Here is a 25,729-nt window from a genome sequence, read left to right on the forward strand (position 1 = left end):
CTAATTCGCCAATTTAGCGAGTTGTTTAGGATGCGTATTGGCCCCCATGGGGAGATTGTTGACCTGAATATGGGGCACTACTGGCCATGGCCCAGGCGCGGGGGCATGATATGGCCATGGCTGTCTAACTGCTGCCAGAAGCGGAAGCCGCTTTGCTTGAGGTGCAAGCCCAGCAAGCGGCGGATTAACCGGCCTACGGGTTGCGCATCTCATCCAACAGGCCACCGCCAGGGCTGGGCTTTTTTGAGGGGGCGGTCTTGGGCTCTTGGGGGGGGCACGGTCGTGGGCTTGGCAGCCTGCTTCTGTTCAATCCCCCGCCCGCAGTGGCCACAATAGGCGGCCTTGCTGTCGATGGCTCGCATGCAACTGGGGCAATCTGTGTACCCGTATTCATGTTTGAGGAGTTTGCCCTGGGTGGCCTGATTACTGCCATGGGCGGCCACGGCAAGCAGGGCTAAAAGGGGCGAAAAGAGCAGCGCCAGTGCAAACCATAAAGCCCCGCTCATGCCCTTGGAACTGGCGGCGGATGTGGCCATAAAAGTGCCTGCTATCCAGGCGATTAAAAAAAACAGATCAACCAAAGGGGCAAGTGTATAGAGTGGATTCATGCCTATTATACTTTGACTTCCATGAATAAGGTTTTAAAAGCATGAATAAGCGTGCGGAATCAATGATAATATGTTATGATGCATATGTTTGGTGAATCCCTGCAACTGAAAGGGCCTGTGATGATGGTGTTTGTAAAATCCAGTCTCTATACCCTGACGGTCTTTGTGCTGCTGTTGATGTTGATAACGCGCTTCTATCGCTAAATGATCCGCCTGCAAGGGCGCTGATAACAAAGAATCAAAACCCCACACCGTTTTCGGTGCGGGGTTTTTTTATGGGGATTTCCATGGGTAAGAGCACGCGCCATGATGACGCGATCCGCCTGTCTGTAGATGGCGACAGCAAGACCAAAGCGGAGCTGGTGGCCCAGGGTGAGGCGGCCAGCACCAGTAGCGGCGGCGGTACCCCGGATTCTCTGCCCCTTAAGCGGTTTGGGCAGTTCCAGGGGGCCATCAAGCGGGCCGGGTCGGCCATCGCCAACCTCACCAGTGGCAATCTGACCTACAGCAATAATTTGGATAAGGTGGAGACCATCCGCAACGATGGCAAGATTGACGGGGCCGACCCCACCGTGGCCAGCGCCAGCGGCACCATCACCACCCGCTTTGCCGATACCACCTTAATGGATCTGGCCAGCAACGGTACGGCGGTGGATCTGGAATTGAGCTATACCCTGGATGCCGACAATAAGCTGGTCATTACCCTGCATGAGGTCTATCTGCCGAAGCCTAAAATCGGCATGAGTGGCCCCGGCGGCATTGAGGCCAGTTTTGACTATGTGGCCGCCTTTAACAGCAGCGCCGGTCAAATGATGACCGTGGCGCTGGTTAACGACCTGGACGGCACGGAGTACGCATAATGTTGAGATTAGGAAGCCAATCAACCGAGCCCTATTGGCTGGAGGATCTTCCCTACGGGGTGCGGTTTGAGGTCAAGCCGCTCACCGGCCTCAGTGAGCACCTGTGTCAAACCATTGCCCAAAAGCGTACCGAGCAAATGATGGCCGCCCAAGAGGAGCTAAAAGCGGCCAGGGATGCCATGATTGAGATGGGAGCGATGGACCCGGAAGCAACGGCAGAAGAGTTGGAGAATGCCGCTGTCGTTGATAATGCCTACTGGGTCTATCTGGTGGAAGAGTTGGCCAAAAAGCATTTGAAGGATTGGGATGGCGTGGCGGATGAAGCGGGTGAGCCTGTCGAGCTAACCCCTGAGAATATCTGTCTAGTGTTGCGTTATCGGGATTTCATGCGGGTCTTCTACAAGCGCTTTACCTTTGATCAGTTGCTGCTGGATGCGGCAAAAAAAGATTCCGGGGTCTCTGCGCTTGGTACTACAGCGGAGGCCCCGACTACTGCCGAGGATGTGCCGGCAGGGGTGAGCCCTGCGCCCGAGGGAAGCGAGGTGCCAGCGGCCAGCGCTGCCCAAGCCGAATAAACGCCCCGCAAACCGATGAAGAGCAGCAGGCCTACCTGCTGCTGCAATTGGCCGATGGGCAGGTAAGGACTGGCCCCCATAGTCAAATCATCGGTTTGGATATGGGGGCCGCTTCTGCCGTAGCCAACTCTATGGGGTGTGGGGCGTCGGTGGTGGCGGCATTTCTACCGATTGCTGAGCAGGAGATGCTTAAGGCTCAGCGGCAACGGGCAGAAACAGAAGAGAGTTAAAGCGCGACTTCGCTGTGCAGTTCCTGGCAACCGCAGTGATAACAAGCGCTGGCAGGGTTGGGAATGGGGCGGGTACAGCGTGGGCAGGGGCGGTGCCGACCCTTTTTAAGGATTTGTTTGTCCACTTCGGCCTGATCCACGGGATAGAGCAGTAGGCAGCCACCGATCACCAGAGGGTTGAGCAGCGCGACAAAGAGCCATGAGTAAAAGCCACGGCCTTTCATACGGGCGGCATCGGCGATTAAGAAGGCGCTAAGCAACCAAAAAAAAGCCACGAAAAGCAGACCAAGCAGGCCAAAGAAGGTAAACAGATCAGAGTCTAATGTGTCGTTGTATGGTGACATGGCAACGGGCTTTCTAAAGTCGTGTGATAAAATTAAAGACATGGGCCGTGGGCCATGCTATCCTTATTGTGGAGGCATAACTATGGTATATATAGGCTATATGTTGTTTGGTTATCTAGCTGGGTGGGTGTTAATGCTCTCTTTCGCATGGCTAGCCTAGGCTGACAAATAGCGTTTAAAGATAGAACCCCGCTTGCAGGACGCAAGCGGGGTTTTTTTATGGGGTTTTGCCATGGCCAGCAGGCGCAGTAATTACGGTATCCGTCTTTTTGCCGACGGGGGCGATAAGGTGGTGCGTACCTTTACCGAAATTGGCGAAAAAGGGACGCAGGCCTTTGGGCGAGTAGCCGGTTCGGCGCGGAATGCAGATCAAGGGCTTGATCGGGCCAGTAAGCGCATTCAAAGCATTTCAGTCACCCTTAATGATTGGGATGAGCTGATGCGTAGCATGGCCGTAGGCTATGGTATTTACCAGAGTATTGCCCCGATGGTTGGTCTGTTTGCCAACTTTGAGGATGCGCTGATTGCAGTGGGCAAAACCACCAACCTATCCGGCAAGGCGTTGGCATCGTTTGGGGATGATATCCAAAACCTCTCCGAGGGTCTGCCCAATACGGCGGTTGAGCTGTTGCAAATTGCCCAGAGCGCTGGGCAGGTAGGCATTAATGGGCATGCCAATCTGGTCAAGTTTACCGAGACCGTCGCCCGTCTGGGCGTCTCTTCCAATCTGGCCGGTGAAGAGGCGGTGATGGCCCTGGCCCGGCTGCTGGAAGTGACCAAAGAGAGTGCCGATCAGGTGGAGGTTTTAGCCTCGGTGGTGGTGGCCCTGGGTAACAACTTTGCTGTAACCGAGAGAGAAATAGCTCTAACGGCCAATGAAGTGGGCCGGGCGGTGGCGATGTTTAGGGTGAGCTCGGCGGAGGCGGCGGCCTTGGCGGCCACCATAGCGGCTTTGGGGATACAGGCCGAGCTGGGTGGGTCGGCCATGGGTCGGCTAATGCGGGCTATTGATAAAACGGTGCGACGTGGTGGTGAGGATCTTGAACGGTTGTCCAAGCTGACCGGGGAGAGTGGCGATACACTACGGCGGGTCTTTGCCGAAGACTCTGTTATGGCAATCTCCATGTTTTTATCCGGGCTTGGGCGGGTGATTGAGCGCGGCGATAATGCCACGAAAACCTTGGCGGAATTTGGTCTGCAAGGGGAGGAGATCTTAAAGGTTTTGCCGGTGTTGGCGCAGCGTTCGGACCGGCTTACCGAGGCGTTGCGGCTACAAAAAGGTGAGGCAGGTAAAGCCCATGCCCTGCACCGGGAATCATCGGAGGCGCTGAAAAGCTTAAGCGCTGAATGGGGCAAGCTGACCAATACGGTGAAGGCGCACGTGACCGATATGGTCGAAAAGTTCGCGCCTGCCTTAAAGCGGGCGATGAAAGAGTTGCGATACAAGCTTGGCAGTGATGATCCCGAGTTTGACCACCGCCGCCAATGGGAAGAGAAAGAGGCGCTGTTAGAGCGTGAGCTGGCGCTGAAAAAGAAAATTGCCGGTCTCGAGAAGAGTATTGCAGGTGGGCCGCGGTTTGGATCGGGTAGCTTTGTGGGGGGGCAGTTGATCCGTGCCCAAAAAGAGCTGAAAGCGGTTGAACAGAGCCTGAGTAAGATCGCCCAGATTGCCCGCACAGATCCGTTGCCAGATGCCCCGCAAAAGGGTAAGCGCACGATTGCCTGCGGGGGGGGGACTGAAACCGCGGTAAAGCGTAGTGATGCCATTGATAAAGGGTTTTTGGATGTATGATAAAACAGAGAGTTAGAATTGCATTTAACACTTGTAATGATTAGGCCTTCGGTTCAATGTCGGAAGGTGGCACCAGATTCTCCCATTGAATAGATTGGGATGGCGTTTGAAAGCCTCTTATGCTTTTTGGCTGGTATAAAAACGCCACAGATACGACCTCCCAAAATGAAGGTGTTTACCTGTTTTTTTTGGGGGGGGAGTACCCCTCCTTCTTAGTTTCTAACCTTATAAGTTAGCCACCTCACTACCCAACCCTTAGGCCTGTCTATAGATAGGTGAAAGTCCCAATAAATTCATTGAACTCATTCAGTGAAATTCCCACATGTTCCATCCAGATCCGGTTTAGAGCAGAGTCTGGCTTATGTTGACGAATAAAAAAGCCATGTAATGCAGCCTGTAGCTCAATATGTTCTTGATGAGTCGCCCAGCCAATAAGTGAGGTTTGCCCAACTGGAAAAGCAATTTCTAAATCAGGAACCTTTTGTCGGGTCCAGTTAAAAGCACCGTCAGCTCCAATCAAAGTAAAGTCGACCGTTCCATTGTTCACCGCCTGCATACTTGCATCTGTATCCGCAAAAATAATCTGAACAGGATTGTTTTTGAGAGCGGTTTGGTTGGTGGTCTCCAGCCATGAATGGTAGCTGGTGTTTTTCATAATGGAAACGCGTTTACCACCAAGATCAGCCAGTTTATTAAACTGTTTCTTGCGGCTTTTATGGGTGATGACTGTCATCCATGAGTTGTACAAAGGCACTATAGCAAGTTTCTGTAGCCGCCAAGGTTTTACAACCAAGTTGTTAGGGTATAAATCACATGTGCCATTGGCCAGTAAGGCTGGCGGAGATATGGATTTTTTAACCGTTTTACCTGCGGCATTATGAAATTGCTGATCCCAAGAGTGCAGCTTGATGATAACTGGTTTAACATCAAGAAAGCGTGCAAACTCTTTACCCATGGCACGGTAGAGTTGGTGACTTGAACCTGCCACGCAGATACGAACTTCTCTTGTAGCCTCAATCTCATCCACTGTTCTGGCCTGGGAAGTTGAGAAGCATAGAGAGGTTGCTAACATCGTTAGAAAGATTCTCCAGATTAAACGCATGAGCTAACATTCATAAATGGAATTTGTATGCTTGGCTGTTGCCTTCCAAGTGATTTTGCCTAATTCATCAAGCTGTTGTCTCTTAAGGATAACAGATCCTTGGCGGTATACGTTTAGACTAATCGTGAACGCAAGAGGTTTCTTGTTTGGATGAGGGATAGAGCCATAGAGGCAGTGTTGATTGATTTTAAAGCATGATCATGCGGAAAAGTAGCTTATAAGATTTGGGCGCCTGTTGTGTTAGATGGGGTAAGGTGGGTAAAAAGCTAAACAAGGTTTATCACCCTTCAGTTCAAGATTGCCAAACTTGGATGTGTAGCAGACATGAAGTATAGAAATAAGTTTGGGATTTTCAGGGTATTATTGATCCGCAACTCATAGTAATGTTTGGCTGTTTAAATCGAATAATAGATCTGCCATCTCATACGCAACCGGGAGGATAATATGCATACAGAGGATGATCTTTTTGATCTCGAGAAGCTTCCTTATCTTCATCTTTCAGACATTGAAGGGGAGGTAACGGAACAGACCAAGGCTCAGGTGCGTGTGTATAATGGACAGACACTTATTTTGATTGAGGCTATTAATCGACACATTCAGAGTGGTGAGGGTCGTACGAAAAAATATCATTACTGGCCAGAGCTTTTGCAAACATTAGAGGCCTTCTACCATCATGGTGGAGAGGTGCCAAATACACCATTTTTTGTCTCGATTAAGGCTCTTGTTGAGACCAGTGAGCTGCCCAAAGCACGTGTGAAAAAATATGTGCAAACTCTAATGGAGCTCGGGCTTATCACGATTTCTGGTCGTGGTGGATCTGTCAGCTATTCAATGATTCATACACGCGAGCAGTTGATCGAAGCGGGTATGCGTGTTGAGGGGTTTCAGGCACAATAAATCCACCGAAGTGCTTATTCTCAGTGCACAGTTGAATCTGCAGTAAACCTTAAAACCATCCATGTGTCTCAAAGCTTTAGCAAATACCATCTTTGGCTTCGCCGTATGGTGTTCCCAATAAGCGTAAAGCTCGGCTGCGTTGAAAACGATCAAGTTGTTCAAATAGGCAGCTGTAAGCATGAGACACCCGCTCAATTTTTAGCTTCCACCAGGTATCGAGCGATAACTTTGTGGTCTGAGGTTGTTGCGTTGCTGTTGTCTTGCTTTTAGTAAGCCAAGGTGGGGCTTGTAACATGGCGTCTTCAAACCGGTTCCAATGGCTGAGCTGATAAGGCGAGATGCCTAGTGCACGACGTATGCCCATAAGCTGAACCATGTGGGGTCGGGTGGTGCTGTGCCAGCGCCCTTGACCATAGCCATCTTGATAACGCATGAAATTATGGCAACGGAAGCCACAGTGTTGCCAGTAGTGTGTACGCTGAAGGGTATTCTGGTTGGATTGAGCTTGAAGAGGTTGGTTGATCCACAGCAAGACAGCTACAAAACTACCGAGGGTAAAGAGAAAGAGATTACGCGTTTTCATGTCACCACTCCTTTAAGTGAAAAAGTGCTCTATTGAGCTTGGTGTCATGCTCTTACCCAGCTATTGATCTCCCACACCTATAAGTTTAACGCAAAAGCTTTAAATCAGGGAAAATAAGCCCTAAGAGGTAGGATTGTTTATATCCCTAAACATAGTTGTTGCTCACTTTGTGTGAGCAAACTGTGCATTTCCTTGATTGAATCGTGCGTTTGCGCTTTTCTGGTATTACTGTTTTTCAACTTGATAAGCAGAATGATTATCTGGAGATTCTTATGCCTTTTCAAATCCACGTTTTATTGATGGTTTGCTTGGCCTTATTGTTCGGGCCAGTTCATATTGCGGTGGCTTCGGAAATTCCGGTCACAGTCAAAGACCGTAAACAGGTTTCCATCACTGTCTATAACAGTAATCTGGCTCTCGTTCGAGATCAGCGTCAGGTCGTGTTACCAGATGGTGTATCAACACTGGCATGGCAAGAGGTCTCAACAAAAATGCGGCCTGAAACGGCTCTGTTACGCAGTGTAGATGCTTATTCAGCCGTGACAGTTATGGAGCAAAATTATCATTTTGATCTTTTGACTCCCCGGAAACTATTGGAAAAATTCACCGGCAAACAGGTTAGGGTGGTTAAGACACACCCAACGACCGGCGTTGAGCAGGTAGAGAGTGCAAAAATACTCTCAACTCATGGTGGTGGTGTGGTGCTCCGTGTGGGGGACCGTATTGAAACCTCCATACCTGGTCGTATTATCTTTCCTGACATCCCCAAAGATATTCGGGATAGACCCACTTTGACCCTGATGCTCTCCAACCCAAAAGCCGGTAAACGTGCAGTCTCATTAAACTACTTGACCGGAGGGCTCTCTTGGCAAGCTAACTATGTTGGGCAGCTTAATCAGGCAGGAGATCAGATGGACCTTTCTGGGTGGGTGACGCTTACCAATCGTAGTGGTGCTGCCTATAAAAAAGCTCAATTCCAATTGATTTCAGGGACGCCAAATCAAGTAGCACAACCAAGGCCCATGCATGCTATGGCAAAAGGTGGGCGTATGGAGCGCATGATGATGGCTGATGCAGCACCAGCTTTTGCGCAAGAAGCCCTGTTTGAATACCATTTGTATACACTAGAGCGGCCAGCAACACTGTTAGAGAATCAGTCTAAACAGTTGGCGTTGTTTGATAGCGCACGTGTTGCTGTTAAGAAAGAGTTGGTCCTGCAGGGGCACCCTGCATTGCACAAGGGGTTGGTGGCAGCCCGACGTTATAAACCCACAACCTACTTGGTTTTTATCAATAATAAAGAGGCTAATTTAGGCATGCCCTTACCAAAAGGGGTTGTACGCCTATATACCGCAGATGCCAAAGGTCGGGCACAGTTTATTGGTGAAGATCGGATAGGTCATACAGCGCAAAAGTCAAAAGTTCGCTTAAAGCTGGGTACAGCCTATGATATTTCTGCCAAACGACGTCGTACAGAGTTTGAGATCATACCAAAACATCTGCTCTCTCAAGGCGCTGTTGAGGCTGCCTATGAGGTGGTTATCCAGAACAGTAAGTCCGAAGCTGTAACCGTATTAATCAAAGAAAAATTGCCGGCCAATGCGCGTATTCTGGCATCTTCTTTACCCCACACGATGGAAGCTGCCGGTCAACCGGTTTGGCAAGTAAAGATACCTGCAGATGATAAGGTGTCTTTAACTTACCGCATGTTTGCTCCTCGCTGATTTTATAGACATGCTTTTTGTTTAACTAAGGTGTTGGTGATTTATAAGTACCTGAATTTTTGTGCTTGTTTACTTCCAGGCTGGAAAACATCAAGCACAGTCGTCTCATAACAGTGAAGAGAGTATCGTGGTGTTAAGCGTGGATATGTGATGCCCTCTTGTCGAGAGGTCTGTATGTGTTCTGCCAGTGGTTTGCTGTCGTTCGATAACCTTGGACTGTGCCATATACTGGTTAGACTGCAAAGTCTCTGTGTTTGAAGGGGCTATCTGGTGGTGAGGTTAGAACGATTTGATGTTGGATAAGGATCTGAAGTGAGAAGGGCACTTAAACGGTTGCAACAACCCTTTGCTGACACTAAGCGTGCGGTCATCAATCTTTACCCCGACAAAAAGAAGGCATACCGTTAGTTGGCAGAACATGACTTTGACTAGAAGGTTGAAAGGAACTTAAGCAACGGTATTGTATGTAGAGGTTTCAACTCGCTTTAGCGTCACGCGTTACTGTTAGGAAGGATGCTTTAGCAGTAATGGTCAGTGAGGTGTTGCTGGGCTTTAAGCTTGTATGTTCGTAGAATATCTTTTTAGCCGGATGTGTAAGAAGATGAAAATGAGTCTGGTTTTTATGATGGTCTAAGGCTATGAATTATTGTGGTTTATGCTGTGTATGTTCGTCCCGTTTTAACCGTATAATTATGACAATCCTGTATCAAATTGACGATTGTAGATTTTTTTGAATTCTTTGTTTGCATAACGCTTAGTGTCAAATTAGACTGTCTTCGAAGTTGGTACTCGCTTAAGAAAGCATAAACCTCCGAGTCCGATCACCAGCCCCAAAGAAGCACGCTTTGCACTTCGTTTGTCCGCAGTTCCTTTATGGTTCTCAAGACATTGCTGGTATGTCGATCCAGATCAGGTATCGTTACTCTGGATTTCAGGTGGTTATTTTCCAACGTGACGCCGCATTCCATCTTTTTTTCTTGTGTAGGAGTAGTAGAACATGTCTCAACGCGAAACCGGTACTGTAAAGTGGTTTAATGACGACAAAGGCTTCGGCTTTATTGCTCGTGAAAATGACAATGGCGATGTCTTCGTCCACCACTCTGCCATTGGTGGCACGGGTTTCAAGTCCCTGAAAGAAGGTCAGCGTGTGGAGTTCACCGTTGTCGATGGTCGTAAAGGACCTGCCTGTGAAGATGTTGTCGCTATCTAAGACGGTATCTTTGCACTAAATTAAAAAACACCGTACCTTCTGGTACGGTGTTTTTTTGTGGGTATAAATAAGATGTTTTGATCGATTACAGGCGGCGCTTAATCCCTTGGATGGTGTTTTCAAGCGTATTAAGAAAGCGACTTCGATCTTTTTTCTGAAAACTCGGATTTCCTCCTGAGATTTCACCCATATCTCTAAGTTGGGCGTTCAGATCTCGCATCGCCATTGCCATGCCAATGCTCTCCTCATCAAAAGCTTTACCATTGTGCCCCATAACCTGAGCTCCTTTTTTAAGGCAACGTTCAGCCAGGGGAATATCCGCTGTAATCACCACATCTGTTGGTCCAGATTGTTCGGCAATCCAGTCATCGGCTTTATCTAAACCCGACTCTACAATTTGAGCTTCAACATAAGGGGATTGCGGAAAGCGCATCCAGCTGTTACTAACCATGATTGCGGTGATTTTATGGCGTTGGGCAACGCGGGCAATTTCATCTTTGACAGGACACGCATCGGCATCCACATAAAGAGTAATGGGCATGATCAAGGCCTCAGGCGGTAAAAAGGTAATGTACGCCTGTAGCATGGGGGAAATGCTGTATGAGGTAAAGTGGGGATCTTAAATAGATGCCGATCCTTTTTTAGGTAATGACAAATAGCTTCTGCATATCAGCAATGGTCAAAAGATGACGCAGCTTGGGTTGGCAGTTGGTAATGTGGAGCATTTCATTCTGCCCATACTGTTCCCGTGCCCATAAAAGCATACCAATTCCAGCGCTATCAATATGCACAACCTGTTGCATATCAAATTCGACTTTGCGGTCACCGATCAGCTCTTCATAGCTGCCCATAAACTCCTTCCAGACCCTGAATTTGACTCTACTTGGCATTGTCAGGACAACCGTGTTGCTGTTATCCCCTTTAACTTTCATGCTGATATCCATTGTACCCTTCCTTGAGTCATGGAGGTAACCGACTGCTTATATAGTATGCGCTAATCGATAGATAGCGTCACTGCAAAAGTCAAAAATGTTACACATCAATGACAAAATCTCTCTTTTGCCTACACCTATGAGTCCTCTATTCTTAGTCATAGTTACGGGATATGACAAATAAAATAGGAATTAGAGGCATTGTGTGAAAAAAAGATAAAGAGCTTTCAACAGATCTGGTTATTAAATGAGATTATCTCAAAAATTCACCGTGTTATTTATCCTCATTTGAATGTGCTCAGGTAACGAAAGTCCCTTCTTTAACTGTCTGTCTGATGATTTTTTATTTTTGATACGCATGGTTACGTAGTGGATTTTATTTCTACTGACTGACTCTATGTCCCTTCTTAATTATCGGCTCACGATCAGGTTTGCTCTCATAGGCTTTATTGACCAAAGCGTTTTAGTGATTTATGTAGACTATATGTTGCCTAAAATAATCTGCAAGCAATGCAAACAGACTAGGTTGGTTATTGTTGGGAGAATTAAGGTGAGCAAGGTATTTTTTTAACGCATCTCTCATGACAAGCACTCAATATTAATGAAAAAGAAATGATTTTTTAAGTTTTTAATATCTGTAAAAATCAAAATTTCAACATGTTAGCTGTGGTTGGCAGAAAGAATATTCAAAAAAAGGACCATGTAGGGTCCTCACCTGATACCGCAGGCTTGCATAGGTCGTTATAGTCTTAACCATCAACACGACAGTTTGAGACATCAGGTAAGTATGTCAGAACTGATTCGCTGAATATGTGGATGCCGATGGTTTATATCAACCATCGAAGAAAAACTGACGCCCGGTTTGTCGAGAGAGCCGGGGGCACCAAAGGGGGAACTCTATGTCATCTTTCAAAAAGCTCACACCGGTTCTCATGGCGGCAGCCATGGTCGTTACCGGATGTGCCACAACGGAGGCTGGTTCTGGTGATGCCGAAGAGATGGGTATCGTTAAGCCGTTGACCGACAAGCCTGGCGATCCTGTTAATGGTAAAAAATTGGCCATGACCCGCTCCAAAGGTAACTGCATTGCTTGCCATTGGCTGCCTGAAGCAACCTTTGCAGGTAATGCTGGCCCCAACCTGTATGAAGCGATTCGCAACAATGAGCGCTCTGTAGGTTGGATTCGGCAGAAGATTGTTGATCCCAAGATCGATAATCCCGATACCGTGATGTTTACCTTCTATGATAACAGCGGCAAGACCAACATCCGTAAGGATTGGCGCGGCAAGCGGGTTTTAGAAGCTCAGGAAGTTGAAGATATTATCGCCTTCCTGCTGACCCTGCGTAAATAATAGAAACGATCCAGTGGATGTATCTCGTGAGAGATCACGATTAGGAGAATTGAAGATGGCTGATCTGAAACAGACTCAACTTACCCGTCGCGCACTTTTTACCGGCGCTAGCCGTGCTGGTGTTGCTGCAGCTTTGGTTGGTACTGCGATTGCTGCCCCTAAAGCGGCCATGGCTGATGGCCACGGTAAAGTGATGGCAAACATCAAAGAGCACATGGGCAGTGGTAAGTATGAAGAGACCGCTTCGGTCAAAATTGATGCCCCCATTATTGCTGAAAACGGTGCCATGGTTCCGGTAAAGATTACCGTTGATCACCCTATGGATGCCGATAACTATATCCAGACCATTGCCGTGTTTGTGGATAAAAACCCCACACCTTTTGCTGGCTTGTACAACATGAGCCCTGCAAACGGTAAAGCGTTTGTCTCTGCCCGCCTGAAGATTGGTAAGACTTCTCAGGTTCGTGCAGTCGCCAAGACCAACACCGGTAAGCTGATCGGTGCTTCTAAAGAGGTCAAGGTAACCATCGGTGGTTGTGGCGGTTGATAACAGCCCGACGTACTGAATCAAAACGCTCACACACGAATAAAAGGTAAAGACAATGGCTGGTATTGGAAAAGCAAAGATCAAACTGCCCCGTAAAATCAAAGCTGGGGATGTGGTTGCGGTTAAAGCTATGGTGCGTCACCCCATGGAAACCGGGAACCGTAAGAACAAAAAAACAGGTGAGAAAATTCCCGCTCACTACATTGAAGACATCACTGCTGTGTATAACGGCAATGAGGTTTTCTCAGCCAAATGGGGCGCTGCTGTATCCCGTGACCCTTTCTTACAGTTCTACCTTAAAGTTGACAAGCCAGGTGAGTTGAAGATGACCTGGAAAGACAATAAGGGCGGCGTTTATACCAAAACCACTAAGGTGAAGGTTAAGTGATTCGGGGGGGAATCAAGATGAACAATAAAAAACGTATCGCAGCCATTTCAGGCTTGCTCGGCGCTGCCCTGATGGCAGGTTCTGCTTGGGCGATGGATATTGAGGGTTATAATCCAGAGGTCGATCAAGGCCTTTACAAATATTCGGATAAATTCCGTGAAATGGCCGACTTTCCACCTACTGAAGGTGCCATTGAAGATGGTATGGCCTACTTCAACAAAATGCGTGGTGATAAGAGCTGTTCCACCTGTCATGGTGAAAATGGTGAGGCTCTGAAAGGGGTTGGGGCAACCTACCCTAAGTATGATGAGAAGATGGGTAAGCCTAAACTTCTGCAACACCAGATCAACACCTGCTTGACCGAACAGATGGGCCAAAAGCCGCTGAAATGGGAAAAGCCCGAGCAGGTTCTGCTGGTTACTTACATCAAAGCACTCTCTAACGGTATGCCTTTGAATGTAAAAACCGATGGTCCTGTAGCCAAGTTTTTGGAGATGGGTAAAAAAGCCTACCACCAGCGCATTGGTCACTTTGACGTGGCATGTGTCCACTGCCATGAAGTTGCAGCTGGTACCAACATCCGTGCTGAGTACATGTCGGCCCCCAACAATATCGGCATGAACGAGATGGAGAAGCTGGTTGCTGAGCTGCCCGAAGGCCCTGAGCGTGAGCGTCGTAATGCAGCGGGTGCCACCATCGGTTCAGGTTCCATCGACCACTGGCCTACCTACCGCTTGAAGTGGGGTAAGCCGGCTTCTATGCAGCGTCGTTTGCGTACCTGTAATAAAAATGTTCGCTCCCAGCCTAAGGGTTACGGAGATGACTACTATGTTAACTTAGAGCTCTATCTGGCTTCTCAGTCCAACGGACTGCCTATGAACGTTCCTGGTTTCCGTCCTTAATTTTAAAGGACATTGCAGCCAGTTTGATACCTCAACACGTGGCGGCCAACCCGTACAGCGGTCGCCACGTGATTTTTTTCTCTATTATAAAGTTGTTGAACCCAAATAGGGTTGTGTGCATGTGAAGTCGTCATCCAAGCTTCCATGAACATCTGGCCAATTAAGAAGCCCAACAAATGATGTGGTTTTCACGGTGTTTAATCACCAAAAGGGGGAGTACCCATGAGCTTGTCGCGTCGCGAATTTATGGAACTAGGTGCCTTAACCGCCGCAGCTGTGGTTGCGGGTTCCAGTAATCTGGCTAACGCTTCCAACCGTGCTGGTTTGGAGAGTCTGTTACGTTTTAAGCCAGAGGGCAAACTCACCCTCATGCATATTGCAGACTGCCATGCGCAGTTAATGCCTATCTACTTCCGTGAACCCAGTGTGAATATTGGTGTTGGTGCTGCCAAAGGGCGCCCACCTCACTTGGTTGGACATGATTTTCTAAAATATTTTGGTTTTGAGCCCGGTGGTATTGAAGCCTACTCCTATACCATGCTCGACTATGTAAAAATGGCTCAGGAGTTAGGGCCAGTGGGCGGTTTTGCCCATTTGGCAACATTGGTTAAATCCATTCGTCAGGAGCGCGGTGCAGATAATTGTATTCTTCTTGATAGTGGCGATACTTGGCAAGGGAGCTACAGCTCTTTAATGACCAAGGGTGGCGATATGATTGAAGCTGCCAACCTGTTAGGGGTTGAAGGCATGACGCCACACTGGGAATTCACCTATGGTGATGAACAGGTTATGGCCAATATTGAGAAACTAAACTTCCCATTCTTGGCCCACAACGTGGTGGACACAGAGTGGGAAGAGGGCGTGTTTGCTCCTTATCATATGTATGAAAAAGCAGGGACCAAGGTTGCGGTTATTGGTCAAGCTTTCCCTTACAGCCCGATTGCGAATCCCCGTCGGATGTTCCCAAAATGGTCTATGGGCATCCAGGAGAGTGCTGTTCAGGAGCGCGTGAACGAAGTTCGTGAGGAGGGGGCCCAGGTTGTGGTCCTGCTTTCCCACAACGGTATGGATGTTGACCTGAAGCTGGCCAGTCGTGTGACAGGCATTGATGTGATCCTGGGTGGTCATACCCATGATGCCATTCCTAAGCCTTCCGAAGTTAAAAACCCTGAAGGTGTCACACTTGTCTGTAACTCAGGCTCTAACGGCAAGTATCTGTCCCGTATGGATCTGGATGTTGCAGATGGTAAGCTTAAAGGGTGGAATTACCGTCTTATTCCTGTGATCTCCAACCTGATCCCCGCCGATCAGGAGATGGCTGCGCTGGTTGAACGGGTCCGTAAACCCTATCTTAAAGAGCTCAATACAGTGGTTGGTAAGACCGACTCTCTGCTCTATCGTCGGGGTAACTTTAACGGTACCTATGATGATTTGATCTGTCAGGCACTTAATGATCAATTGGATAGTGAAGTCTCTCTCTCTCCTGGGTTCCGTTGGGGCGCTTCATTGCTGCCTGGGCAAGATATCACGATGGAGAGTATCTACACCCAAACAGCGATCACCTATCCCAACACCTACCGCCGTCAGATGAGCGGTGAGCAGATTAAGACCATTTTGGAAGATGTTGCGGATAACCTATTTAATCCCGACCCTTACCGTCAGCAAGGTGGTGATATGGTACGTGTCGGTGGCTTGAAATACCGCATTAAATTGGGTGAAGAGATTGGTAAACGTCTGCATGACATTGAAATTGCAGGTAAGAAAATGGAGCCCTCTAAGAACTATTGGGTCAGTGGCTGGGCCTCTATGGGTGAAGTGGATGGACCACCAATCTGGGATGTGGTACGTAAACACGTAGAGGCTAAAAAAGTGATCTCTATTGAACCAGATAGCAGCATTAAGGGCATTACTGGCCTATAAAAAATACAAGAATAGCGGTGTTGTGTTGCTGGCTCTTCCCCCCTTGAACGGAGTGAGCAGCCACACTGTTATTGATCGAGTGTTGGTAGTTCCCCAATTCCCTCCACTGACTCTCGATCTTCCCCCAGCGAAGGCCCATACCATTGGTATGGGCCTTCGTGTTTCATAAGGACTCCATTTAATATAACAGTTAGTCAGCCCTTATAATTTAAAACGCTAACTCTGTTCATGATCTATGGGTTGAGACGGAATGCTGGCCTTTTTCACTCTGCGCAATAATCTCCGCTCTACAGACAAGATGGGATTTCTAATTCAACATACCCAGACACTCACAGTCTGCTTATAGGGTAAGCCCTTACGGTATGCACATTATTCCTACCTCTAAAAAGAACCAGGCTGTATCTGTGGCATATTCAGCACAGCTTAAAACTGCTGTATGACTAGACCTATATAGACCTCTCGCATCAAAGTACAAGTGCTTAGCTTGTAAGGCTCGATGCAACTCCGCCTAAAAAAAATGCCCAGTAACTTTATGGATTTCTAGCAAAAAAGCGTATGGGTGCTTTTGCTAATCAAGTGCGTAAATGGGTTGTACCTCAACCTAACCTCAAACGGTGTAGGGGTAAGCTGACGCTTGTTCATATATCGATCCTGACAAGGGTAAACGTACCAAAAAGAGTAGTCAGTGTATGAAGTGAGTTAAATAAGATGCTTCACATGGTTTAGGTCGTGAGGTCAAAATCATCTAACTCTCCCCCTTTGATACAAAGGAGTAGACAGAGTGAGGCATGCTTTGTACGCATGATGCAACTAAATACCATAACTGGGAAAAAATACAGTTTGCCGCAATGACCAATGGATTTTACGATAGCCCTGAGCTTAGGGCTATAAGATCCTAACCGGCTGCATGGTGTACACCAACATACGATTTAGGCTAAAGCAGATGGCCGGTAAGGTTGATGTATAACCAGCGCTTTGCAAAGCAGACAAGGTGGTTAATTGTGGGTATATCAATAATTGAAAGTGCAGTTGTTTTTCTAAATGGCTAAGGGTGCACAGAGCCGGTTTTTTCCCAAAAAACAGCTTACGAACAGATCCATAGAGAGATAGGATGGCCTATGTCTTTAGGGGCCAAGTTCTCTTTTATGTGATCGTGTTTACCCTTAAAAAAGGCCCATACTATTGGGTATGGGCCTCTATTCACCATCCATAACGCTTTAGCCGAATTACAGTTTATCGTCCCAAAACTGTACCTCGAAAATACGCCCCTTCACCTGTTTAACAGGCTCTTGGGTATCTTGCACAGGAAAACCATTTTTACGCTTCCAGTGGCTTTCAGGCTGTAGGGCTGATTCACGATTCGCCATGACCCCAGCACTCATGATCGGTTTAAAGCGTTCCGTAGCAAGGATGTTTCCGTGTAGATCTAAAAGGTCAATTTCTACGACAACACGGCTTAACGCTCTTTTGCCACGATTGTGCAGTCCAAAAAAGACAGCTGCCGGTTGTTCTTGGCTTTTAGGTCGCCATTGAATTTCTGTCACTTGAATCTGTTGCTCAGCATAGTTTTTTTGCGCTTTTTTAAAAGCTTTTCTTCGTTTTTTTGCCGCTTGTTTTCTCAGTAAAATTTGCTGACGCATGGCACGACGTTTCTCTTCTAGCGCCTTTTTATCCACCTTGGGTGGGGCCGGTTGCTGCATAAGAGATGAAGCTGGTAACTTGCCTTGTTGCAATAATAATTTTTGAAGTTTTTCGACTTTACGTTCTAACTGTTCAACGCGCCACTCTAATGAGCCTGGCGCTTGGACATCCTGTGGCGTTAAAAAGGGACTTTTAGCCTGGCTGGCAGTGGCCAATAGTAGAAACGGCATCGCAAAGAGTAAGGCTATCCATAGACGCATGTGGGTATCCATCCTATTAGGGTCAATTAACTTTGTTACGATGCCTGTTGAAGGGTAGAAAAAGCAACCCGTCAGTGACAAAAAAACAAAAGGCCAGTCACCATAAGAGTGATTGGCCTTTTATTATGAACGCATCATACAACAAAATCAGGCAGCGGGCAGTCTGGGCAGCTGCTTAAGCATGGCACCATAACGGGTCGGATCAAAATCCTGACCGTGGTTGGCCATCATAAACATCTCATGCTGCAAAACATTGGCAATTAAACGGCGCGCTTCGTTGTCTCCATAACCAAATTGAGTGAGACGGTTGTATGTCTCATGTGTCACAGCTGGAGATCCGGCTTTAATCTGGTGATTGACGGTGTTGAGAATTCCATTATTCACGGCTTGGTTGACGTGCATCACTCCCCCTGTCTTGTTATGAGTAATTGCAGGATGACAAGCATGGTGCGATGGTTTGTTTAAGAGGTCAAGACACCGTGTTGTGAAAAAAGTTAAGAGACTGATAAAAAGCGTAAAAAATCAATATCTGTGCTTATTGTTAAGCTTGGAAAGAGGTTGCATAAATCAACAAAAATCACCAACTTTATTTCTATTGATTGGCATGTTTTGGTGCCTAAAAAAAAGGCTGTTTATCTGTAAGATTAATCGTAGTAAGGGTTCGCGCAGGGTTGGTGTGAAAATGGGGGGAAGTTATTTTTCACTGAAGCGCCGGAGATTGGTTAAATATTGCCTTCTTGGTGTTGATTCCAGATCTTGGGGAGAGATTCAGCGTGGATAGGAAGCTGGAAACGCACTTGTGTACCTAGGTTAGGCTGACTGGTAATAATTAAAGAGCCACCATGGGCTTCAACAATACGACGGACGATAAATAAACCTAAACCACTGCCTGAAAGATGTTGGGTTGTATTCGTACGATAGAACATTTCACCAAGCTGTTTGAGCTCATGAGGATGCATCCCTTTTCCCTGATCTTGCACTTCAATCATGACATGGTTTTGTGCCTGATTAAAAAGAACAGAGAGGGTGACCTTTTTTGATTTTGGGGAATAGCGTAGTGCATTAAGCAGTACATTACGCAGGGCAACCTCCATCATCTCGCGGTCTACCAGTAACTCCATTTCCTGATCTGGAAGGTGCTCAACAAGTCGGTTCTCATAGAGATCAACATCCATTCGCGCCAAAGTATTATGAATAAGCTGTCCCAACTGAACAGGGGACTGATCTAGGGTGAGAACGCCCTGTTTCATGGGGTTAGATGAGATAAAACGATCAATTAGGCGGCCTAAGCGGGCTGTATTCTCCTGAATACGGAAAAGACGTTCATGACTTTTTGTATCCATGCGGGTGCTGTGATGGATCTGCTCTGCTTTTTGTTGCACCCGCTTTAATGGGGCGTGGAACTCTTTTGAGAGCATGGTGATAAATTGGTTCTGTTCACGCTGTAACGAGCGTTCTTGCAACATGGCTTGTAAGGCCTGATCTTTGGCTTGTTTTAGATCTTCAATGGTATTCGCCAAATCTTGCGTACGTTGCCTAATAACATTCTCCATTTGGGCTTCAGAGCGCTTGGCTAAGAGTAATGTTTGATGTTGGGCTGTGAGTTTTTCATCATTTATCTGCTTTAATTGCAAGGCCATGATCAAAAAGATCAAACTCAGGTGTATGATCCAGCCCAGAGCAAAACTTAGCGCAATATCATGTGAAAAAACAATACCACCCCATATCAAGGTGTGGTGAATGCTCATCCCCACATAGAGCGGTAGACTAGAAAGCAAAATTAAACGATCAAATGGTGCAATGGTTTTAATACGCCATGCTAAAAAGAGAGTTCCAAAGAATAGAACAATGCTTAAGATCTGTAGCAGATCAACCCATAGGGTATGGGTTGTCTGTAAAACCATAAGCCATGCAGGTAGCAGCAGTGCCGAAAGATACACAAGTGATCGATAAGCTAAATGCCATTTTGATGCAATGTGTTTGAGTCCCAACAAATGGTCCCATAGCCACAGTGCTGTCAGGAAGTTTAGCAAACTACCAATCTGGATTATGCTCTCTAAGGCTTGGGGTGGAAGTGATTGATTTAATGGATTATGTAAGTGGTGTGAACCGCTATAGCTTAAAAAAAGTGTGAGCAAGAAGAGGGCATGTAAACGAAATGTCGGGGCACGCATGATGCCCCCAACCAGTAAAATAAGTAAAATAAGTGTAAAGCTAAGCCCTAAAAACAGCCCATAGAACAGTGCATGTTCATTTTCATGACTACGTGTTGAGAGTAGAGGGGTCAGCTCAGCATGAATAGGGGTTGTCCAGCGGCTATGGACCTGTAACTCATAAATTCTTAATGTCGGTGGATTCGTTTTTTTATGGTCTGAAAAATCTAAAGGGGCTTCAAAAATATGGGTAAAGGTTGCACCATCTTTTGGTGTGATACGTTTAATAGACTTAACCGGTTGCCACCCTTTTTTATGATCAAATCTAAAGAGAGAGAGCTGCTTAGGGCGTTTTGCAAAAATGGTTAAAAGCCAACGAGGTTGGATATCACCTTGATGAATAATCTGAATGGGGATTTGTAAAACCCCATTGGTATAGATCGGCTGGTTTAAATAACGGTTAGGCAGGGGCGGTAAGCGATTTTTTAGATCCAGCAGAAACGCTGTATCCTCAGGACCATTGCTTGGTTGGGTATTGATGGTGATGTGGGGCGTGCTGTCCTGAATGGTTATAGGCATGGCCATGGAGGGTGAACTCCAGAGGGCCAACACCCATAAACCGATAAAAATAACGGTCCTTAACTGCTTACATATGAGAAGCAAAGGAGAACGCTCCACCAGGGCCGTATCTACGGTTAGACGTCAGTAAAGTGATGACCTGTGTTAGTCAACCTGTATGGGGGCTGTAAAGGCATATCCCACACCGTAAACGGTATCCAATGGAAAAGACAAATTGACTGTCGGTTCAATTTTGGCTTTCAATCGCCGGACAAACACATCCATGCTACGCCGGTTAGTCACCGTATCTTTTTTACCTAATGCCTCTAGGCAAATGGGGCGCTCCACGGTTTGGCCAGGGGTTTTGCACAGAGTAAGCAGAAATCTGTGTTCACGACCATTGAGCTTAACGGAAAGCCCAGTAGGGGCAGAGAGGGTCCAAGTGATGGTATCATATTGCCAAGTATTACCATCGACTTCACCAGATGCTTCCCCCTCATCGGATTCACTACTGGCCCATTTGGGCAAACGCCGCATAATACTACGCAGGTTAGCTTCTACAACAGAGAGTTCGGAGTCCTTAAGGAGATAGGCATCCGCACCTGATTGAAGAGAATCCACCATCTGTTGAGAGTCATTCATACAGGTTAACATGAGTATACCCATGTCACCCTCTTCCCGTAGACGCCGCGTCAGGGCGATGCCGTTATCATCTGGTAGCAGAATATCCATAACAACCAGATCAGGCTTCTTATGCTCAAGGGCACGATACATCTCCTGACCGCTCTTAGCACCTTCTACAGAAAAGCCTCGAGCATCCAGAAAATCCATAAGGTCTTCCAGAAGATCTGCATTGTCTTCTACAATTAATACGCTGGGTTTTAAAGCTTCCATTGGCGTCATCAATCTATACATTCGTTGCGAGATTGCACTGCTGCCACATCGCAGAGGTTTTTGTACTGATAATCTATCCTACTTCATCTAAATGCAAAGTCGAATGTCTCTCCGTAAAATGAAGCAATTGGTAAGATTATATCAAAAAACAGGGGCGACCATTCCAATTGAATATATTATTCTGCAAAACCCTGAAAACATCTTTTAAAGTCATATGTTTTTACATGTTAGGGGCGCGTCTATATAAAAAAGAAGGGCTGATGTTTTTAGAGTAAAAGATATATTACTGGATAAAAAGGTCATTTTTGTACGAATAACAGGGAAGATGGCGATCTTTTTGCAAGACTCGTCATAGGCATTTACCGACTCTTATTTTTTTTATGACGACGACAGAAGATGGATTTTATGTCTCATTCCAGCTCAGAAGATCCTCAAGGGGCAGAACTTGACCCTCATGTAGCCCTTAGTCAAGCACTAAGGCATCTGCAACAGGGGCAGGCTGCACAGAGTTTACGACTCCTTCAAGGTATTTGTCAGCGGTGGCCTGAATATACCGATGGCTGGAAATATCTCGCCATTACATTGGATGCTGTTGGGCAGAGTGAATTTGCTTTAACCATTTATAAAAAAGTCTTGGCTCAAACGCCATGGGACCATGGCTTGATGTTCAGCTTAAGTGGCATGCTGGGTACCATGGCCAGATATGATGAAGCTATCGATCATATTAAACAAGCCATTACATTGCACCCAACCCCTGAATATCGTCAGCATCTGGTTGCCATGTATTTTAATGCTCTGTATCTGGATAAAGCCTCTTTGGAGGTTGAGACTCTGCTTAACTCATCTGGTGATCAAGCGACTTGCCTCTACTACAAAGCACGTATTCTTCAAGAAAAAGAACAGATTGAAGAGGCTATAGAAAGCTTTGAACAACTGCTACAGGTTGCTCCTAGGCATGTGATGGGGATTATCCACAAAGGCATTGCCTTTAAGGATCTTGGGGATCTGGAAAATGCAGCTGAGTGCTATGAGTTGGCGTTAATGTTGGAGCCAGAAAATAAAGAGGGCTGGGTCAATCTGGCGGTTACCTTGGAACGTTTAAACCGTTTGGAGGAGGCCCAAAAAGCGCTGGATAAAGCCTTACAGCTTGCCCCTGGCTTGCCCATACTGCACATGGTCAATATCCGTTTGGCCCGACGAGATAAACGCTATGATGATGCCTTGGTGGACGTTGAACGACTAAAAGCGCTACCGCTCGATCAAGTGACCTTGAAGGAGTTGGCATTTGACGAAGGGTTGATTTTTGATGCGCTTCAGGAGCCTTCAGCAGCTTTAGAAGCGTTCACACAAGGGCATAAATTAACAAAAGATCTGCTTACACCTGCCCAAATGAGAGAGGCTAATCGTTTTCCCGCCTTATTAGAAAGCATGTCTAATGAGATGGAGGGGATGGTGCGGGCAGATGATGGGCCGACAACTGAGGCCTCTCCCATTTTTCTCATTGGTTTTCCACGTTCGGGAACAACCTTATTGGAGACGATGCTGGATGCGCATCCCAAGATTGAGTCGATGATGGAGATGCCCACCCTTTCCACCGTGCTTAAACATCTTAAAAAGCACCATACCATTCAGTGGAAAGAGCTGGATCAGCTTTCTGAAGCTGTACGGATAGAGGCCCGAGACTGTTATTGGCAGACTGTGGCCAAATACCTGGATCGAACAGATGGGTGCCAGGTGCTGGATAAAATGCCGTTAAACATTATCTATCTCCCTTTGATCATGCAGTTGTTTCCAAATGCCAAGCTGATACTGGCTTTACGGCACCCTTATGATGTCTGTTTGAGTGCGTTTATGCAGGATTTTAGATACAACGCATCCATGGCCCAGTTTCATCATCTTTCGACGACCGCAGCCTTCTATGATCAGGTGATGGACCTGTGGGTGCGCGCCGAGAAAATCTTTGATCTAAATGCTCATGTGATTCGCTATGAAGATGTGGTAACGGATCGTGAAGCGCAGCTCAAAGCCCTCTTTTCTTATTTACAGCTTCCCTGGCATGCAGAGGTCCTAGATCATCATAATCACGCCCTTCAGCGTGGTCATATCACGACACCAAGCAACCATCAGGTGACACAACCCATCTATCAACATGCACGCTACCGATGGCTTAGGTATAAGGGGCATTTGAATATGTTTAAGCAGCCATTGCAGCGCTGGGTAAACTATTGGGGATACGATCCGTTAACATAAAAGTTAGTGGGGCGAGAGAATATTAAAAAAGGGAGACCATTTGGTCTCCCTTTTTTAGTTATTACGCCAAAGCTCGCACCCTGTTAGGTATGGCATTGGCCCTCTTCAGAGGCATAAACCACTTGGTTTCTACCCCGTTTTTTCGCTTCATACAGTGCGCCATCAGCCGCACGAATCATCGCATCCGGCTGGGTGATCTGTAGGTCAGGATAGGTGGCCACGCCAATACTGATGGTTACCTTAAGGCCATCCACCTCTTTTTCTGCAACACGTTCCCGTAGACGGTCTGCTACTTTGACGGCACCTTCTGGGTCTGTGTTTGGCAGGATGACACAGAACTCTTCACCACCATAACGGCAGGGATAATCAATATTACGGAAGTAAGATTTCATCTCAGCGCCCAGTGCAATAAGGACCCGGTCTCCCTGCTCATGGCCGTAGGTGTCGTTAAACTTTTTAAAGTGGTCAACATCCAGCAGTAGCAAGCTGAGGTTTAAGCCGTAGCGCACCGCCCTTTGCAACTCTTCTTCAAGCAACTCATCCATACGACGGCGGTTAATCAGTTTGGTTAAGCCATCCGTTGTCGAGAGTTCACGGAGTTTTTGTTCCAGACGTTTCTCTTCAGTGACATCGCGGATAAGTGCTGCTGAGCCAATAGGCTCACCATGGTCATCCTTGATCGAACGAACATAAAGATTAAGCACTTTTTGCTTATAAACGACCGTCTCTGGCATCTCAAAGCCACTGCTCTCCAAGAAGGTTCGAATATAGTCAGGATCATCAATTATATAATTAAAGCCCTGTTGACGAATCTCTTGGTCGGTTTTTTCCAAAATACGTTCAGCAGAGGGGTTAACCAGGACAACCTCACCATCAGGGTTGGTAACAATCATCCCCTCTTTGGCGCTTCGTATAATGGTTTGAAGTTTGTTCTGCTCACTTTCAAGGCCAGTATAGGTACTTTGCAGCTCACCAATCATTCGATTAAAGGTGCGGGCCATATTGGAAAGTTCATCGTGCCCATCTTCAGGAACATTCTGCGCCCAATCACCCTCTGCCATACGGTCCATAGCATGGCTGACCTCTTTAATGGGACGTACAACCGAACTGTGGATGAGCAGGTAGGTGAGAACAAAGATAACCAGCAATGCAGTGATCATGATCACAATAGCCCAATAACGGGTATTGTAGATATCTTGCTGAACAGCATTGAGGGTGGTAGTCAATCGCAGCACACCCCGCGCTTTTTCCCCTTCAACATGGCAAGACTGACAAGAGTCATTGGTATCAATACGCGACCAATAAACGAGGGTTTGATCCCCTGTTTTCTCATCGTCCATGTACTCGGCCAACTGCGCTTTTTGTACAATTTTATCGATGTAGGCAGGCGTTATGGTATCACGAGAATCAGAGCCCTTTCGTTCTTCCTCCAGGCTAAAGGCTTCTGGATCATCCAATTTTTTATTCACGTTATGGATGGTCTGATTATCCTCAAATGCAGGCTTTCCATCTAAACGATAAATGCGGAAATCTGTAATCCCTGAAACCTCACCAAGGTCCAAGGCATACTGCTGGGCCTCATCGGCCTGTCCTGAGAGCATAACGGTCTGCAAAGATTGACTGACAGACTGAACCAGAATACGCATGGTGCGTTCATTCTGGTCCATAATGGTATTCTCCTGGTGACGCAGAAAAAAGAACATCTGCACAACCAGTCCAACCAGGACAGCAAGCCCAACCAGGACAAGAATCCGGGTTCCAATACTACGAAAATTTAGCATCACGTAAGCACTCTGATTTCAGTATAGCTTCAAGCTTATCCTACAAATCTAGGGTGAAGCACCATTAGATGTAATCGTAAGAATTGCTATGGAAAGTACACAACTATCGAAAAAAAACGCGCTAATTATAGGAGATTTTCCAGGCTTTTGCACGGAGAACTCGACAGACATATACGCTTTATTTAAAACCGATTTTTTTTACCCACTCATAACGTGGGTCTGATTT

25 protein-coding genes are annotated in these 25,729 nt (G+C 46.8%); 14 read left to right on the top strand and 11 right to left on the bottom strand.

Features of this window, described 5'->3' with window-relative positions:
• Positions 1 to 209: 209 nt before the first annotated feature.
• Positions 210 to 608 (bottom strand): zinc ribbon domain-containing protein, encoded by a 399-nt coding sequence (locus tag V5T57_RS19245; RefSeq protein ID WP_332892890.1) that lies wholly within the window; start codon positions 606 to 608, stop codon positions 210 to 212.
• Positions 609 to 683: 75 nt separating this feature from the next.
• Between V5T57_RS19245 and V5T57_RS19250 the strand changes: the two genes are divergently transcribed.
• From V5T57_RS19250 to V5T57_RS19265, 4 genes are all read left to right on the top strand, one after another.
• Positions 684 to 812 (top strand): hypothetical protein, encoded by a 129-nt coding sequence (locus V5T57_RS19250; RefSeq protein WP_332892891.1) that lies wholly within the window; start codon positions 684 to 686, stop codon positions 810 to 812.
• A gap of 83 nt (positions 813 to 895) precedes the next feature.
• The gene (locus V5T57_RS19255) at positions 896 to 1,468 is read left to right on the top strand and encodes a phage tail tube protein (protein ID WP_332892892.1); all 573 of its coding nucleotides are present in this window, start codon (positions 896 to 898) and stop codon (positions 1,466 to 1,468) included.
• Positions 1,468 to 2,043 carry a hypothetical protein gene (locus tag V5T57_RS19260; RefSeq protein WP_332892893.1) on the top strand — a complete coding sequence of 192 codons (576 nt, stop codon included), beginning with the start codon at positions 1,468 to 1,470 and terminating at the stop codon, positions 2,041 to 2,043. The genes V5T57_RS19255 and V5T57_RS19260 overlap by 1 nt, the downstream gene beginning before the upstream one ends.
• 47 nt (positions 2,044 to 2,090) lie before the next feature.
• Positions 2,091 to 2,273 (top strand): DUF7697 family protein, encoded by a 183-nt coding sequence (locus tag V5T57_RS19265; RefSeq protein WP_332892894.1) that lies wholly within the window; start codon positions 2,091 to 2,093, stop codon positions 2,271 to 2,273.
• Here the strand turns inward: V5T57_RS19265 and V5T57_RS19270 are convergent.
• Positions 2,270 to 2,617: a hypothetical protein gene (locus V5T57_RS19270; RefSeq protein ID WP_332892895.1), complete on the bottom strand. Its 348-nt coding sequence runs from the start codon at positions 2,615 to 2,617 to the stop codon at positions 2,270 to 2,272. The genes V5T57_RS19265 and V5T57_RS19270 overlap by 4 nt on opposite strands.
• Positions 2,618 to 2,849: 232 nt before the next feature.
• Between V5T57_RS19270 and V5T57_RS19275 the strand changes: the two genes are divergently transcribed.
• The gene (locus V5T57_RS19275) at positions 2,850 to 4,409 is read left to right on the top strand and encodes a phage tail tape measure protein (RefSeq protein ID WP_332892896.1); all 1,560 of its coding nucleotides are present in this window, start codon (positions 2,850 to 2,852) and stop codon (positions 4,407 to 4,409) included.
• A gap of 265 nt (positions 4,410 to 4,674) precedes the next feature.
• On the opposite strand, the gene V5T57_RS19280 is transcribed toward V5T57_RS19275, so the two are convergent.
• Positions 4,675 to 5,481 (bottom strand): ABC transporter substrate-binding protein, encoded by an 807-nt coding sequence (locus V5T57_RS19280; protein WP_332892897.1) that lies wholly within the window; start codon positions 5,479 to 5,481, stop codon positions 4,675 to 4,677.
• Positions 5,482 to 5,955: 474 nt separating this feature from the next.
• On the opposite strand from V5T57_RS19280, the gene V5T57_RS19285 reads away from it, so the two are divergent.
• Positions 5,956 to 6,408, top strand: coding sequence for a hypothetical protein (locus V5T57_RS19285; RefSeq protein WP_332892898.1), 453 nt, complete (start codon positions 5,956 to 5,958; stop codon positions 6,406 to 6,408).
• A gap of 76 nt (positions 6,409 to 6,484) precedes the next feature.
• Here the strand turns inward: V5T57_RS19285 and V5T57_RS19290 are convergent, their stop codons facing one another.
• Entirely contained in the window at positions 6,485 to 6,991 is a 507-nt protein-coding gene (locus V5T57_RS19290; protein WP_332892899.1) for a hypothetical protein, read from the bottom strand.
• A gap of 272 nt (positions 6,992 to 7,263) precedes the next feature.
• On the opposite strand from V5T57_RS19290, the gene V5T57_RS19295 reads away from it, so the two are divergent.
• Entirely contained in the window at positions 7,264 to 8,715 is a 1,452-nt protein-coding gene (locus V5T57_RS19295; RefSeq protein ID WP_332892900.1) for a DUF4139 domain-containing protein, read from the top strand.
• A gap of 997 nt (positions 8,716 to 9,712) precedes the next feature.
• Positions 9,713 to 9,925: a cold-shock protein gene (locus V5T57_RS19300; protein WP_332892901.1), complete on the top strand. Its 213-nt coding sequence runs from the start codon at positions 9,713 to 9,715 to the stop codon at positions 9,923 to 9,925.
• Between the two features lie 85 nt (positions 9,926 to 10,010).
• On the opposite strand, the gene V5T57_RS19305 is transcribed toward V5T57_RS19300, so the two are convergent.
• Positions 10,011 to 10,511, bottom strand: a complete 501-nt coding sequence (locus V5T57_RS19305; protein ID WP_332892902.1) for a YaiI/YqxD family protein — start codon at positions 10,509 to 10,511, stop codon at positions 10,011 to 10,013.
• A gap of 55 nt (positions 10,512 to 10,566) precedes the next feature.
• Positions 10,567 to 10,869, bottom strand: coding sequence for an STAS domain-containing protein (locus tag V5T57_RS19310; RefSeq protein ID WP_332892903.1), 303 nt, complete (start codon positions 10,867 to 10,869; stop codon positions 10,567 to 10,569).
• A gap of 887 nt (positions 10,870 to 11,756) precedes the next feature.
• Between V5T57_RS19310 and soxX the strand changes: the two genes are divergently transcribed.
• The 5 genes from soxX to soxB all read left to right on the top strand — a co-directional run bounded on the left by soxX (position 11,757) and on the right by soxB (position 15,966).
• Complete coding sequence (gene soxX, locus V5T57_RS19315; protein WP_332892904.1) at positions 11,757 to 12,209, top strand: sulfur oxidation c-type cytochrome SoxX; 453 nt, start codon at positions 11,757 to 11,759, stop codon at positions 12,207 to 12,209.
• Between the two features lie 55 nt (positions 12,210 to 12,264).
• Positions 12,265 to 12,756: a thiosulfate oxidation carrier protein SoxY gene (soxY, locus tag V5T57_RS19320; RefSeq protein ID WP_332892905.1), complete on the top strand. Its 492-nt coding sequence runs from the start codon at positions 12,265 to 12,267 to the stop codon at positions 12,754 to 12,756.
• 55 nt (positions 12,757 to 12,811) lie between these two features.
• A complete protein-coding gene (gene soxZ / locus V5T57_RS19325; RefSeq protein WP_332892906.1) occupies positions 12,812 to 13,144 on the top strand; it encodes a thiosulfate oxidation carrier complex protein SoxZ in 333 nt (110 codons plus the stop codon).
• 17 nt (positions 13,145 to 13,161) lie between these two features.
• Entirely contained in the window at positions 13,162 to 14,046 is an 885-nt protein-coding gene (gene soxA / locus V5T57_RS19330; RefSeq protein WP_332892907.1) for a sulfur oxidation c-type cytochrome SoxA, read from the top strand.
• A 222-nt stretch (positions 14,047 to 14,268) separates the two neighbouring features.
• Positions 14,269 to 15,966 (top strand): thiosulfohydrolase SoxB, encoded by a 1,698-nt coding sequence (gene soxB / locus V5T57_RS19335; RefSeq protein WP_332892908.1) that lies wholly within the window; start codon positions 14,269 to 14,271, stop codon positions 15,964 to 15,966.
• Positions 15,967 to 17,192: 1,226 nt separating this feature from the next.
• On the opposite strand, the gene V5T57_RS19340 is transcribed toward soxB, so the two are convergent.
• The 4 genes from V5T57_RS19340 to V5T57_RS19355 form a co-directional block, all read right to left on the bottom strand.
• Positions 17,193 to 17,867 carry a hypothetical protein gene (locus tag V5T57_RS19340; RefSeq protein WP_332892909.1) on the bottom strand — a complete coding sequence of 225 codons (675 nt, stop codon included), beginning with the start codon at positions 17,865 to 17,867 and terminating at the stop codon, positions 17,193 to 17,195.
• A gap of 147 nt (positions 17,868 to 18,014) precedes the next feature.
• Positions 18,015 to 18,269, bottom strand: a complete 255-nt coding sequence (locus V5T57_RS19345) for a hypothetical protein (RefSeq protein ID WP_332892910.1) — start codon at positions 18,267 to 18,269, stop codon at positions 18,015 to 18,017.
• 320 nt (positions 18,270 to 18,589) lie between these two features.
• Positions 18,590 to 20,605: a sensor histidine kinase gene (locus V5T57_RS19350; RefSeq protein ID WP_332892911.1), complete on the bottom strand. Its 2,016-nt coding sequence runs from the start codon at positions 20,603 to 20,605 to the stop codon at positions 18,590 to 18,592.
• Between the two features lie 138 nt (positions 20,606 to 20,743).
• A complete protein-coding gene (locus V5T57_RS19355) occupies positions 20,744 to 21,472 on the bottom strand; it encodes a response regulator transcription factor (protein ID WP_332892912.1) in 729 nt (242 codons plus the stop codon).
• 405 nt (positions 21,473 to 21,877) lie between these two features.
• Here V5T57_RS19355 and V5T57_RS19360 point away from each other — a divergent pair, with 405 nt between their 5' ends.
• Positions 21,878 to 23,722, top strand: coding sequence for a tetratricopeptide repeat-containing sulfotransferase family protein (locus V5T57_RS19360; protein ID WP_332892913.1), 1,845 nt, complete (start codon positions 21,878 to 21,880; stop codon positions 23,720 to 23,722).
• Between the two features lie 83 nt (positions 23,723 to 23,805).
• On the opposite strand, the gene V5T57_RS19365 is transcribed toward V5T57_RS19360, so the two are convergent.
• A complete protein-coding gene (locus tag V5T57_RS19365; protein WP_332892920.1) occupies positions 23,806 to 25,503 on the bottom strand; it encodes a sensor domain-containing diguanylate cyclase in 1,698 nt (565 codons plus the stop codon).
• Positions 25,504 to 25,729: the final 226 nt, after the last annotated feature.

The sequence above is a fragment of the Magnetococcus sp. PR-3 genome (genome assembly GCF_036689865.1).
Classification (GTDB): domain Bacteria; phylum Pseudomonadota; class Magnetococcia; order Magnetococcales; family Magnetococcaceae; genus Magnetococcus.